We start from the raw sequence: 13,449 nt of genomic DNA on the forward strand, positions 1-13,449 counted from the left end.
GCTCATGAAATTCGTTCTCCGGAAGCACAGGGTTGCAGGACACGCAGCGGCGGGAGAGGGAGGGGGAAGCTGCCGCTGCGCGCCTGCAAGCGGAGGAAATCAGCTGAACGCGACCGAGCAGCGGCCGAGTCCTTCGATCTCCATGTCGAAACGGTCGCCCGCCCGCGCGGGCACCAGCGGCGCCAGCGAGCCGGACAGGATCAACTCGCCGGCGCGGAACGGAATGCCGAAGCGGCCCAGGGTGTTGGCCAGCCAGGCCACGGCTTCGGCCGGGTGGCCCTGCACCGCCGAACCCAGGCCTTCGCCGGCCGGCTCGTCGTTGCGCGTCATGCGCATGCGCACCGCCGCCAGGTCCAGTCCGGCGGGGTCGGTGTGCTGCTCGCCGATCACGAATACGCCGCAGGAGGCGTTGTCGGCCACGGTGTCCTGGATGCGGATCTTCCAGTCGTGGATGCGCGAATCGACGATTTCGAAGCAGGGCGCGACCCAGGCGGTGGCGGCCAGCACGTCGTCGCGGCTCACGCCGGGGCCCTGCAGGTCGGACTTCAGCATGAAGGCGATCTCGCCTTCGGCGCGCGGCTGGATCAGCCCAGCGGCGGCGAGCGGAATCGTCGCGCCGTCGGCATGATGCATCGCGTCGGTCAGGAAGCCGAAGTCCGGCTGATGCACGTTCAGCATGTCCTGCACCGGCTTGCTGGTGACGCCGATCTTCTTGCCGACGACCTTCTCGCCGTCGGCTTCGCGGCGCGCCAGCATGTGCAGCGAGATCCGGTAGGCGTCGTCGATGCCGATGTCCGGGTGGCGCTCGGTCAGCGGCACCAGTGTGCGGCGCTGGCGCAGCGCATCGTAGAGTTCGTCGCCGAGGCGATGGATCAGGGGGGCGTCCATGTCCGCCTCCTTCAACCCGGCCATACGCTGGATTCGGCGCCGCCGTCGACTTCGATGATCTTGCCGGTGACCCAGGCGGAGGCCGGCGTGGCGAGATAGAGCGCGGCGGCGGCGATGTCCTCGACTTCGCCGAGGCGCTGCAGCGGCGTGTTGCGGATCATGCCCTCGCGCATGTTGGCCGGCAGCGCGCGATCGAGCGCGGCGGTCATGATCGGCCCAGGCGCGATCGCATTGACGCGCACCTCGGGGGCGAAGTCCTGCGCCAGCAGGCGGGTGAGCTGGCTCAAGGCGGCCTTGGCGGTGCCGTAGGCGCTGAAGTGCGGCTGGGCATAGCGGGCGGCGCCCGAGGTGATGTTGAGCACGTTGCCGCCGCCGGCCGCGCGCATGTGCGGCACGCACAGGCGGGTGAGTTCGTAGGCCGACGTGACGTTGAAGCGGAACACGTGCTCGAACTTGTCGGCGGACATCTTCAGCGGGTCGTTGGGCCCGGAGCCGCCGGCGTTGTTCACCAGATGGGTGATGCGGCCGAAAGCCGCCACCGCGGCGTCGACCAGCTTCGCCAGTTGTGCCAGATCGGTGACGTCGCACTGCACCGCCAGCGCCCGCCGGCCGAGGGCGCGGATTTCTTCCGCGACCGCCTCGACGTCGGCCGGCGTGCGCGCGGCGCAGACCACGTCGGCGCCGGCTTCGGCGTAGGCCAGGGCGATGGCGCGGCCGATGCCGCGGCCGCCGCCGGTGACGATGGCGACCTGATTGTCCAGGCGGAAACGTTCGATGAGCGGCATGGGAATTTCCTTTGTCGTGATGCCGTTGAAGGGCTTGTCCCGGGGCGGGCGAAGCGGCCGGCTGGCGGGAATCAGCGCGGCGACCAGAGATCGGGCATGCCCGGGTCGCTGTTGGCGATCAGGCGCTTCAGCAGCAGCTTCAGGGCCATCGTGTCACCGGTGCCGAGTCTGGCGGCGATGTCTTCCTCGACCGCCTTTGCCAGCGCGATCTGGCGCAGCGAGGCTTCGCGGCCGTCGGCGGTCAATACGTAGCGATCCTCGCCTCTGTCGTCCTCGAGTGCAACCAGGTGCTGCGCTTCCAGCGCCGCCATCGAGTCGGCGGTGGCCAGCATGCCGGTATAGGCGATGAAGGCGTTCAGTTCGTCCAGCGTCAGGCGGTCGCGGATCGATAGCACCGACAGGATGAAGAAGGAGCGCTCGTCCAATGCCTGGGTGTCCAGCAACTGCCGCAGTGCATGCAGCATCTGGTAGTGCGCGCGGCCCAGCAGGTAGCCGAGCAGGTCTTCGGTATAGCTGCATTCGGGCGGCGGCGTGGCGCCCAGGCGCACTTCCTCGCGCGGCCTGCGGGCGGCCAGTGCGTACTGGCCGCTCTGGAACACCAGCGGCGGGCGGTCGCCGTGATCGTAGGCCAGCACTTCGCCGACGAAGATGACATGGTCGCCGCCGTCGTAGCTGAAGGCGGTGCGGCACTGGAAACGTGCCGTGCAGTCCTTCAGCAGCGGCGCCTTGCCGATGCTTTCGTCCAGTTCGAGCCCGGCGAACTTGTCCTCGCCCTGGCGGGCGAAGCGGCCGGACAGGGCTTCCTGGTCGGCTGCCAGCACATGCACGTTCCAGTGCGTGGAAGTGGAGAACGCCTGCAGGCTGCGCGCGTTCTTCGCCAGGCTCCAAAGCACCAGCGGCGGGTTCAGCGACACGGAGTTGAAGCTGTTGGCGGTGATGCCGACCGGCTCGCCATCCTGGGCCCGGGTGGTGATGATGGTGACCCCGGTGGTGAAGGTGCCGAGCGCGGCGCGGAATGCCTGGGGGTCGAAGCCCTTGTGCGTCGTCATGTCGTGTCTCGAGGGGGCGGAAGGAGAGGTGGAGCCGAGTATGGAATCCGGCCAGGGCAGGGTCATCGTCCCAACGGACTACCGTTTCGCATGGAGTTCCCCGGTCCCGCTCGTCCGATCGGACTACGCGGACGGCGGGGCTGCGGGTTAAGGTCGCGGCCTGGCGTATGAGTACGCTTTCCCGCCTCTCAAACCGGAGCGATTGCCGTGACGAAAGAGATCATCACCACCGCCGCGGGCCTGGCCGGCCTGCTCCAGCAACAGCGCAAGGCCTTCGCTGCCGCTGGCGCCGTGAGCGCCGCCGAGCGCAGGCGCCGCATCCAGACCGCGATCGACCTGCTGGTGAAACACCACAAGTCCCTGGCCGAAGCAATGGACGCCGACTTCGGCGGCCGCCCCAGGGGCTATTCACTGATGAACGACGTGCTCGGTTCGCTGACCTCGCTGAAGTACGCCCGCGATCATTTCGAACCGTGGATGGCGAGCGAGCCGCGCACGCCCTTTCCGCCCTACGACCAGCTCGGCGCCCAGGCCTGGGTGATGTACCAGCCCAAGGGCACGGTGGGCATCATCGGCACCTGGAACGCGCCGCTGTTCACGCTGTTCAGCCCCTTGGCGAGCGCGCTGGCCGCCGGCAACCGGGCGATCCTGAAACCTTCCGAAGTCGTGCCGCGTACTGCGCAGATAGTGGCCGAGGCCGTGGCCGAGCTGTTCGATCCGCTCGAAGTCGGCGTCGTCACCGGCGGGCCGGAAATGGGCGAAGCCTTCACGTCCCAGCCTTTCGACCACATCGTATTCACCGGCAGCACCCAGGTGGGCAAGGCGGTGATGCGCAACGCCGCGCAGAATCTGGTGCCGGTGACGCTGGAGCTCGGCGGCAAGTCGCCGGCCATCGTCGCCCGCAGCGCCGATCTCGCCACCGCGGCCTTCCGCATCGCCGCTGCCAAGGCGGCCAACGCCGGCCAGCTCTGCGTCAATCCGGACGTGGTCTACGTCGCCCGTGAGCAGCTCGAGGACTTCGTCGCCGCGCTCAAGCGCAGCTTCGGCGAACTGTTCCCGAGCGTGGCGGGCAATGCGGACATGGTGGCGGTGGTGAATGCCCGCCATCTGGCGCGTGTCGAAGCCTGCGTCGGCGACGCCGCCCGCGTCGGGGCTCGCGTCGAATGTGCGCCGGTCCCTGCAGCCGCTGATGCGACGGACCGCCGCCGGCCGCTCAGCATCGTCATCGACCCGCCGGCGGACAGCGCGATCATGCGCGAGGAAATCTTCGGCCCCGCCGTCGTCGTCAAACCCTACGACGCCATCGACGACGTGATCGCCGACATCAATGCCCGGCCGCGGCCGCTGGCCTTGTACTACTTCGGCGAGGACGAGGCCGAGCAGCAGCAGGTGCTGGAGCACACGTTGTCGGGTGGCGTGACGATCAACGAAGCGATGTTCCATGCGGCGATGGAGGACGCGCCTTTCGGCGGCATCGGCGATTCCGGCATGGGCCATTACCACGGCCGCGAAGGCTTCCTCGAATTCAGCCACACGCGCACGGTGTTCAAGGCGCCGGCCTGCGATCCGCGCCGCGAATGGGGCCTGCTGCCGCCGTATTCCGATCAGTTCCTGGCGATGATGGAGGCGCAGGTCACGCCCTGAGTTTCGTTGCCCGAGCTGCCAGCGCCGCGCCGCCCGTAGGGGGCGGATGCGGCGTTTTTCGTATGAGCGCCTGGTCAGCGCCGGGCGGCGGCGACGCCGGCCTGGCGGCCGAAGAAGGTCGAGTCGCCCAGCGACATGCCCGAGCTGTAGCCTTCGCCCCAGCGCGGCAGGCCGCAGGCGCAGCGGCCGGCGGCGTAGAGGCCGGCGATCGGGCTGCCGTCGGCGTCCAGCACTTCGCCGCTGGGGCGGGTGTGCAGGCCGCCCATCGTGAAGGCGTGCGCGTTCAGTTCGCCGGCGCAGTAGCTGAGCGCGGCGAAGGGCGCGACGGTGAGCGGGCGCAGCCAGTCGGCGGCCTTGTGGAACAGCGGATCTTGTCCTTCGGCGGCGTTGCGGTTGAAGGTTTCCACGGTATGCACCAGCGTGCCTGCCGGCAGGCCGAGTTCCCGTTCGATCTCTTCCCAGCTTTCGCCCACGGCGGCGACCGGGATGTCCGGCTCGATCAGCGGGCGGCCGAAAGTCTCGTTGTCCACCAGCAGCCAGGCCTTGCCTTCCGGCTGGCGCAGCACGTAGTGGCCGACGCGGCCATGGTAGGCATCCTCGTTGATGAAGCGCTCGCCGCGCGCATTGACGAAGATGCCTTTCACCAGCGATTCGGGCGGAAAGAAGGGGATGGTGGCAAAGAACTGATCCATGTGGATGGCCGCGCCGCCAGCACTGATGCCCATGCGGATGCCCGAGCCGTCGTCGTTGCCGGCGGAGACGGGCTGGGTGCAGGCCAGCGCGGCCGGTGCGTAGCGCGCCACCATGTCGCGGTTCACGATGAAGCCGCCGGCGCACAGGATCACGCCCTTGTGTGCGCGCACGTATTTCTCCTCGCCGTCGATGCGCACCACCAAGCCGGCCACGCTGCCGTCGCGGTCGACGATCAGGCTCAGCGCCCGGCTGTTGCAGTGGAGCGTGGCACCGAGCGCCTCGGCGCGTGCGCACAGCTTTTCCATCAGCACCTTGCCGCCGCCCCAGCCCTTGAACTGCGCGGTATGGCCGCGCGGGGCAGGCCTGGCTCTGGCACTGAACGGCCAGGCGGCTTCGCTGCCCGACCACAGCAAGGTGTCGTCGGTCGTCGGCTCGATCCATTTGCCGGGCAGGTAGCTGCCTTTGAACGGCACGCCCTGTGCTTCCAGCCAGTCGAAATGCGTTGCCGCGCCTTCGGCATACAGGCGTACGCGCTCGGCGTCGGCACCCGGGCCGCCGGCCATCATCAGGTAGGTGTAAAGATCCTCGGTGCTGTCCGCGAAGCCATGCGCGCGCTGGACGCGGGTGCCGCCGCTGCCGCCGGCGTAGATCTCGCCGCCGGACAGTGCCGCGCTGCCGCCCGGCGCGGAGGCGACTTCGAACACCTGCACGCGGACACCGGCAAGCCGTGCCTCGATCGCCGCGCAACTGCCGGCCGCGCCCATGCCGATCACCGCGACGTCGGTGTCGATGTCCCAGCGCGGCACGTCCTCGATGCGGCAGGGGCGGGCGGGGTTGTGGGCCGGTGTCGTGTCCTGGGTCATGTCGAGCTCCTTTGTCTGTGTCCGGCGTGCGTCGTCCCTGCGGCACGCGCTGTCCGCCCGATCATCGATACCCCGGCGTGTCGCCGCATCCTCCGATTGAACGATGGCGCTGCCGCCGCGCGCCATAGTCCGCATTGACGATGAACGCCGCCGGGACTGCCGCCAACATCGGCCACATTGCAACAGCAACTGGGGTGGAGCGTGAGCGAGCAAGATCGGTCTCGGACGGATTGGGATGTCGTCGTCGTTGGTTCGGGGGCAGGCGCGATGACCTCGGCGGTCGTCGCCGCCGACCAGGGCTTGTCGGTGCTGGTGATCGAGAAGAGCGACAAGTTCGGCGGGACCTCGGCGATCTCGGGCGGCGGCATCTGGATTCCGAACAATCACCATTTCACTGCCAAGGGCGGCCGCGACAGTCTGGATGAGGCGCTGCGCTACATCCTCGCCGCGGGCGGCGGCAAGGCCGACGAAACCAAGGTGCGCGCCTACCTCACCCAGGCGCCGGAGATGATCCGCTACCTCGAAGGCAAATCCCGCGTGCGCTACGCGGTGGCGGAAAAGTATCCCGACTACTACCAGCACCTGCCGGGCGCGCTGCCGGGCGGGCGCTCGCTCGACCCCGAGCTGTTCGATACCAGCGTGCTGGGCGACGAACTGCAGCATCTGCGCCGCCCCTCGCCGTCCACGCTGCTGATGGGGCGCATCGCCTGGACCGCGCGCGACGCCCACGTCGCCATGGCGCGCGAACGCGGCTGGCGGCTGAAAGTGCTCGGCCTGATGCTGCGCTACAAGCTCGACTTCAAGTGGCGCAGGAAGAGTCGGTACGACCGCCGCGCCGCGCTCGGCAGTTCGCTGGTGTGCGCGCTGCGCGCCTCGCTGATGGATCGCAAGGTGCCGCTGTGGCTGAAGACCGATTTCCGCGATCTGGTGATCGAGGACGGCCGCGTCACCGGTGTGCGGGTCGAGCGCGATGGCTTTCCGATGACGCTCACCGCCCGCCGGGGCGTGATCCTCGGCGCCGGCGGCTTCGAGCAGAACCAGGCGTTGCGCGAAAGATACCTGCCGCAGCCGACCCAGGCGCGCTGGAGCGCGACGCCGCCCGGCAACAACACCGGCGCCGCGCTCGAAGCCGGCCTGGCCGCGGGTGCCGCCACCGACCTGCTCGACTGGGCGTGGTGGGCGCCGACCATCGCCGTGACCGGCGAGGAGAAGCCGCGCGGCGTGTTCGCCGAGCGTGCCTTTCCGGGCGCGATCGTGGTCAACGGCCTGGGCCGGCGCTTCTGCAACGAGGCCCAGGGCTATCTCGAATTCGGCGATGCGATGTACCGCGACAACGAAGCCACCGGCGGCAGGAACGTGCCGGCATGGTGCATCTTCGATGCCGGCTTCCGCTTCAACTACGCGATGGGGCCGCTGATGCCGGCGCAGATCATGCCCGACAGCCGGCTGCGCAAGGAGTGGCTGGGCACGGTGTACTGGAAGGCCGACACGCTCGAGGCGCTGGCCCGCCAGATCGGCGTCGACCCCGCCGGCCTGGCCGAAACCGTGGCGAAGATGAACGAGTACGCCCGCACGGGCAAGGATGCCGAGTTCGGCCGCGGCGACAACGTCTTCGACCGCTACTACGGCGACGTCAACGTCAAGCCCAACCCCTGCCTGGCACCGATCGAGAAAGGCCCGTTCTACGCCATGCGCATGGATGCGGGCGACATCGGCACCAAGGGCGGGCTGCTGACCGACGCCCAGGCGCGCGTCGTGCGCGCCGACGGTTCGCCGATCGAGGGGCTCTACGCGATCGGCAACACCTCGGCCTCGGTGATGGGCACGGCCTATCCGGGCGCCGGCGCCACGCTCGGCCCGGCAATGACTTTCGGCTATATCGCCGCCAATCACATCGCCGCGCAGGCATGAGGCTTCATCAGGAGATAGGCATGGCAGGACGAATCGAAGGCAGGATCGCGCTGGTCACCGGCGGCGCGAGCGGCGTGGGCCGCGCCACGGTGGAGGCTTTCGTGCGCGAAGGCGCGCAGGTGGTGCTGACCGACCTCAACGTCGAGGCCGGCGAGGCGCTGGCGGCGGAGCTGGGCGGCAAGGCGTGTTTCATCCGCCAGGATGCGGCTTCGGCCGCCGATTGGGACATGGTGGCCGCGGCCGTGCGCGAGCGCTTCGGCCGCCTCGACATCCTGGTGAACAACGCCGGCATCCTGCTCAAGGGCTCGATCGAGGACGCCACGCTGGACGACTGGCAGCGGCTGATGCGGATCAACGCCGACAGCGTCTTCCTCGGCTGCAAGGCCGGCGTGGCGCTGATGAAGGACAGCGGCGGCGGTTCGATCATCAACATCTCGTCGATTGCCGGCATCGCCGGCCGCGACGACTATGCCGCCTATGGCGCTTCCAAGGCCGCGATCTCCGGCCTCACGCGCGCGGTCGCCGCGCACTGCCGCCGGGCCAAGTACCGCATCCGCTGCAACTCCATCCATCCCGACGGGATCATGACGCCGATGACCGCCGGCAGCTATCCGCAAGGCGTGGACCCGGCGCGCTTCACCATCGACGCCGACCCGATGAACCGCGCCTGCCTGCCGGCCGACGTCGCCGCCGCGATCCTGTTCCTCGCCGAGGATGGCTCGCGCGCGGTCAATGGCATCGAGCTGCGCGTCGACAGCGGCCAGTTCGTCATGAGCATCTGAGGCGCGGCGTCCCATGACCGAAGCCTTCGTTCCGCCGCTCGCCCGCAGCCTGCCCGCACTCGTCCTCGAAGCCGCGGCCCGCCACGGCGAACGCATCTTCATCGAGGACGGCGACACCCGCATCGACTATGCCGGCCTGCCGGCCCGCGTGTTCGCCGTCAGCCGCGCCTTGATCGCCCACGGCATCGACGCCGGCGACCGGGTCGCGATCTGGGCGCCCAACCGCGCCGAATGGATCATCGCCGCGCTCGGCATCCACTGCGCCGGCGCGGCGATGGTGCCGATCAACACCCGCATGAAAGGCGCCGAGGCAGCCGACATCATCGGCCGCAGCGGCAGCCGCATCCTGTTCGTCGTCGACCGTTTCCTCGACACCGACTACCCGGTGATGCTGGCCGGCTGCCGGCCGCCGACGCTGGAAAAAGTCGTCGCCATCGGCCAGGCCGGGCCGCACGCGGATACCGATTGGGCCGCTTTCCTGGCCAGCGGTGAAGGCATCGACGAAGCGCAGGCCCGCGCGCGCGCCGAGGCCGTTCGGCCCGGCGACATCTCGGACCTGATGTTCACCTCCGGCACCACCGGCCGCCCCAAGGGCGTGATGAGCGCCCACCACCAGGTCATCCAGGCCTTCACCGCTTACGTGCAGATCGCCGGCATCCGCGCTGGCGACCGCTACCTGATCGTCAATCCCTTCTTCCACACCTTCGGCTACAAGGCCGGCTGGGTGACCTGCCTGATCGCCGGCGCCACCGTGCTGCCGCATCCGGTGTTCGACGCCGAGGCGGTGTTCCGCCGCATCGAGGCCGACCGCATCAGCGTGCTGCCCGGGCCGCCGACGCTCTACCTGTCGATGCTGGCGCATCCCGGGCTGGCGCAGACCGATCTGTCCAGCCTGCGCGTGGCCGTCACCGGCGCCTCGACGATCCCGCCGGTGCTGATCGAGCGCATGCGCCGCGAACTGGGCTTCGACGTCGTCCTCACCGCCTACGGCCTCACCGAATGCGGCGGGCTGGCGAGTTGCTGCGAAGCCGACGACGACGCCGAGACCGTCGCCCTGACCAGCGGCCATGCCATTCCCGGCACCGAATTGCGCATCGTCGATGCCGGCAACCGGCCGCTGGCCGCCGGCGAGACGGGCGAAATCTGCCTGCGCGGCTTCCACGTCATGCAGGGTTATTTCCAGGACGACAAGGCCACCGCCGAAACCATCGACACCGAAGGCTGGCTGCACACCGGCGACGTCGGCACGCTGGATGCGCGCGGCTACCTGCGCATTACCGACCGCCTCAAGGACATGTTCATCGTCGGCGGCTTCAACTGCTATCCGGCCGAGATCGAGGCCGCCCTGACCGAGCACCCCGCGATCGCCCAGGTGGCGGTGATCGGCGTGCCCGACGAACGCATGGGCGAAGTCGGCTGCGCCTGCGTGGTGCCGCGCCCCGGCCAGATGCTGGACGAAGCCGGCCTGATCGCCTGGTCGCGCGAGCGCATGGCCAACTACAAGGTGCCGCGCCTGGTGCGCTTGTTCGACGCGCTGCCGGTCAATGCGTCGAACAAGGTCGACAAGAACGCGTTGCGGGCGCAACTGCGTGTTCCTGCGTGAATCTGCCGCGCCGCCTGCCAGTTCCGCCCACGCCAGCGAGGTGCATATGAACCAGAACCAGGATCGCGACACGCTGTTCAGCCCGTTCAGGCTGGGGCCGCTCATGCTGCGCAACCGCTTCATCCGCGCCGGCGCCAACGAGGGCATGGTGCTCGACGGTGCGCCGACCAGGGCGCTGCTCGAGCACCACCGCAGCATGGCCGCCGGCGGCGTCGGCCTGACCACCGTGGCCTATGGCGCGGTCGCCAAGGTCGGCCGCACCTTGCCCAACCAGGTGTGGATGCGTGCGGAAATCCTGCCCGACCTGAAGGCGCTGGCCGGCGCCGTGCATGCCGAAGGCGGCGCCATTTCCTACCAGCTCACCCATGGCGGTTCCTTCGTCACCTCGGTGAAGATCGAAGGGCCGACCATGAGCGCCTCGGGCGGCTTCAACAAAGCCGGCTTCATGCGCGGCAACTTCTTCCAGCGCGCGATGACGCGCGCCGACATGGATCTCGTCATCGGCCAGTTCGTCGACGCCGCCGAGCTCTGTGCTCAGGCGGGTTTCGACGCGGTCGAGATCCACATGGGCCACGGCTACCTGCTCAACCAGTTCATCTCGCCGCTTTCCAACAAGCGCCGCGACGAATACGGCGGCAGCGCGGAGAATCGCGCGCGTTTTCCGGCCGAAGTGCTGCGGCGGGTCAAGGAGGAGGTCGGCCAGCGCATGGCGGTGCTGGCCAAGATCAACGTCGCCGACGGCGTGCCCGGCGGCGCCACGGTGGATGACGCCATCGTCACCGCGCGCCTGCTGCAGCAGGCCGGCGCCGACCTGCTGGTGCTGTCCGGCGGGCGCAACATCGAATCGGGCTGGTTCATGTTCGGCAGCAACTTCGACATGGACGAGATGAAGAAGGTGTTGAAGGGCAACTGGCTGACCGGCTTGATGATGAAGGCTGCGCAGTTCGGCACGCCCAGGGTCAGCTTCCGCGAGATGTACTTCCTCGAGTATTCGCGCCGCATCCGCGCCGCGGTGGATGTGCCGCTGGGCTACCTCGGCGGCGCGCGCTCGCTGGCCAACGCCGAGCAGGCGATGCGCGAGGGTTTCGACGCGGTGGTGATGGCGCGGCCGCTGATCCACGATCCGCGCCTGGTCGACAAGTTCCGCCGCGGCGAAACCGCGGCGTCGGGCTGTACCAACTGCAACCGCTGCATTCCCTACATCTACCACCCGGCCGGCACGCGGTGCGTGCTCAACCCACCCAACGACCCGGCGCTGAACCGGGTGCGCGCCGGCGCTTGAACTCTTGCGGTTCGGCGCCCATCGACGCCCGGCAATCGACGACGAGGACGGTTCGGCATGACGAAACTGAGCATTGCGCAACGCATGTGGATCTGGGCCGCCGTGGCGGGCTTCCTGTTCCTGGCGGCGGTGGCCTTCGGCTGGTACGGCCTGCACCAGGCCAAGGAATCCCTGCGCGAGGTCCACGAGCTCAACATCGCCACCCTGGGGCGGCTGGAGGCGATCCAGTTGCGCCTGCTGTCCAACCGGCGGCTGATCCCGCTCGCCTTCCAGCTCGACCCCGACGGCGGGCTGGCCTCGGCGCACGAGCGCCCATTGTCCCATTACCTGCAGCAGATCGACCGCAACATCGAGGAGGTCGAGGCGTTGCTGCAGGCGCAGCGCCAGCGGCTGCGCGACCCCGACGAGGTGGCCTTGTTCGATGCCTTCGAGGCGCGCTACCGGGAATGGCTGGTCCAGGTCGACGAAGTGCTCGCCTCGCTGCGCACCGGCCATTTCCGGCCCACCTACATGAGTGCCTTCGTCCAGGGCGGCGAGCCGGCGGGCGATGCGGCGGGCGAGGCCCTGGCCGCGCTCCACGCCCACCAGACGGCCCTCACCGCCAGCATGTACGAGTCCGCACAGACGCGCTACCGCACGACCATCACCGCCTATCTCGTGCTGTCGGTCATCGGCATCCTGTGCAGCGTGCTCATCGCCCTGAGCACGCTGCGGCGGCTGCGCATGGCCTTCGGCGTCGCCTCGCGCGTCGCCCGCTCGATCGCGGCGGGCGACTTGTCGGTGGCCGTCCCCGAGCTCGGGGCGGACGAGTTCGGCGTGCTCCTGGGCGAGATCGGGCACATGCGCGACAAGCTGCACGGCCTGATCGACGACCTGCGCCGCGAGGTCGAGCAGCTCGGCGTCGAGGCCCGCCAGATGTCGGGCATCGCCGGCACCGCCTCGGAGCACGCGCTGTCGCAGGAGGAGGCGCTCAGCCGCATGTCCGAGGCGGCCAGCGCGCTGGTGCATTCGATCGACCAGGTGGAGGCGCATGCCAGCCTGTCGCTGCAGACCACCGAACGCTCCTCTGTGCGCGCCGAGGACAGCCGGCGCTTCATCCGCAGCATGGCCAGGGAGATGCACCGCGTGACCGAGGTCGTCGACAGCACCGCACTCCAGGTCCAGGAACTCGAACAACTGTCGCAACGGATCAGCGGCGTGGTTAACGTCATCCGCGAGGTGGCCGAGCAGACCAACCTGCTGGCCCTCAATGCGGCGATCGAGGCGGCGCGCGCGGGAGAGCAGGGCCGCGGCTTCGCCGTCGTCGCCGACGAGGTGCGCAAGCTGGCCGAACGCACCGCAAGCTCGACGCAGGAGATCATCGTCACGATCGGTGACATCCAGGAGCGGACCCGCGGCGTCTCCGCCGGCATGCGGCAGGTCGTCGAGCGCGTGGCCGCAGGGGAAAGCCTGTCCCGCGAGGCGGAGGGGTCGGTCGAGAGCATCCGCGAGGGGACCCACGCGGTGTTCGAGGCGGTGGGCAGCATCGGCGAACTCATCAAGGCGCAGGCCGAATCCACGCGCGAGATCGTGCGCCGCATCGAAAGCGTCTCCAGCGGCACTGGCGACCTTTCCGCGAGCGCCACGCGCAGCGCGCAGTCCGCGGCCGGGCTCGATGCGCTGGCGCGCACCCTGGACGACCTGTCGGGGCGTTTCCGGCTGGCCTGAGCGGAGCGCGCGCGGCGCGGAACTCAGGCGGTGATGCCGCCGCCGTTGAGCGGCACGACCTGGCCCGTGACCCACCCGGCCACGCCGCGGCCCATGCCGCGGCCGGCGCCGGTGACGATGGCGACGCAGCCATCCAGTCTGAAAAGGGGGGCGGGCAGGGGGGCGCCGGACATCGTGTTCATTTCCTTGGTCGTGGAGGAATGGGGGAAACGGGGCAACTGCATGGCGTCCCGGCCGCCGCT

11 protein-coding genes are annotated in these 13,449 nt (G+C 69.2%); 6 read left to right on the forward strand and 5 right to left on the reverse strand.

Annotation, left to right across the window (positions count from 1 at the left end; translation table 11 throughout):
- Positions 1-99: 99 nt before the first annotated feature.
- The 3 genes from TBU01S_RS09665 to TBU01S_RS09675 form a co-directional block, all read right to left on the reverse strand.
- Positions 100-888, reverse strand: coding sequence for a fumarylacetoacetate hydrolase family protein (locus TBU01S_RS09665; RefSeq protein WP_068636435.1), 789 nt, complete (start codon positions 886-888; stop codon positions 100-102).
- 11 nt (positions 889-899) lie between these two features.
- Complete coding sequence (locus TBU01S_RS09670; protein WP_068636436.1) at positions 900-1,673, reverse strand: glucose 1-dehydrogenase; 774 nt, start codon at positions 1,671-1,673, stop codon at positions 900-902.
- Between the two features lie 71 nt (positions 1,674-1,744).
- Entirely contained in the window at positions 1,745-2,722 is a 978-nt protein-coding gene (locus tag TBU01S_RS09675; RefSeq protein ID WP_068636437.1) for a flavin reductase family protein, read from the reverse strand.
- 207 nt (positions 2,723-2,929) lie between these two features.
- Between TBU01S_RS09675 and TBU01S_RS09680 the strand changes: the two genes are divergently transcribed.
- Complete coding sequence (locus TBU01S_RS09680) at positions 2,930-4,366, forward strand: aldehyde dehydrogenase family protein (protein ID WP_068636438.1); 1,437 nt, start codon at positions 2,930-2,932, stop codon at positions 4,364-4,366.
- Between the two features lie 74 nt (positions 4,367-4,440).
- On the opposite strand, the gene TBU01S_RS09685 is transcribed toward TBU01S_RS09680, so the two are convergent.
- Positions 4,441-5,922, reverse strand: coding sequence for an FAD-dependent oxidoreductase (locus tag TBU01S_RS09685; RefSeq protein ID WP_068636439.1), 1,482 nt, complete (start codon positions 5,920-5,922; stop codon positions 4,441-4,443).
- 201 nt (positions 5,923-6,123) lie between these two features.
- On the opposite strand from TBU01S_RS09685, the gene TBU01S_RS09690 reads away from it, so the two are divergent.
- From TBU01S_RS09690 to TBU01S_RS09710, 5 genes are read left to right on the forward strand one after another with little or no spacing between them, the layout of a single operon-like run.
- Positions 6,124-7,833, forward strand: a complete 1,710-nt coding sequence (locus TBU01S_RS09690; RefSeq protein ID WP_068636440.1) for an FAD-binding protein — start codon at positions 6,124-6,126, stop codon at positions 7,831-7,833.
- A gap of 20 nt (positions 7,834-7,853) precedes the next feature.
- The gene (locus tag TBU01S_RS09695) at positions 7,854-8,615 is read left to right on the forward strand and encodes an SDR family oxidoreductase (protein WP_068636441.1); all 762 of its coding nucleotides are present in this window, start codon (positions 7,854-7,856) and stop codon (positions 8,613-8,615) included.
- A gap of 13 nt (positions 8,616-8,628) precedes the next feature.
- Positions 8,629-10,218 carry a FadD3 family acyl-CoA ligase gene (locus TBU01S_RS09700; protein ID WP_068636442.1) on the forward strand — a complete coding sequence of 530 codons (1,590 nt, stop codon included), beginning with the start codon at positions 8,629-8,631 and terminating at the stop codon, positions 10,216-10,218.
- Positions 10,219-10,264: 46 nt separating this feature from the next.
- On the forward strand, positions 10,265-11,500 hold the full coding sequence (locus TBU01S_RS09705; protein WP_068636443.1) for an NADH:flavin oxidoreductase: 1,236 nt from the start codon (positions 10,265-10,267) through the stop codon (positions 11,498-11,500).
- A gap of 57 nt (positions 11,501-11,557) precedes the next feature.
- The gene (locus tag TBU01S_RS09710; RefSeq protein WP_068636444.1) at positions 11,558-13,207 is read left to right on the forward strand and encodes a methyl-accepting chemotaxis protein; all 1,650 of its coding nucleotides are present in this window, start codon (positions 11,558-11,560) and stop codon (positions 13,205-13,207) included.
- A 23-nt stretch (positions 13,208-13,230) separates the two neighbouring features.
- On the opposite strand, the gene TBU01S_RS24760 is transcribed toward TBU01S_RS09710, so the two are convergent.
- Positions 13,231-13,380: a hypothetical protein gene (locus tag TBU01S_RS24760; RefSeq protein WP_245650888.1), complete on the reverse strand. Its 150-nt coding sequence runs from the start codon at positions 13,378-13,380 to the stop codon at positions 13,231-13,233.
- Positions 13,381-13,449: the final 69 nt, after the last annotated feature.

Source organism: Thauera butanivorans NBRC 103042, assembly GCF_001591165.1.
Classification (GTDB): Bacteria; Pseudomonadota; Gammaproteobacteria; order Burkholderiales; family Rhodocyclaceae; genus Thauera; species Thauera butanivorans.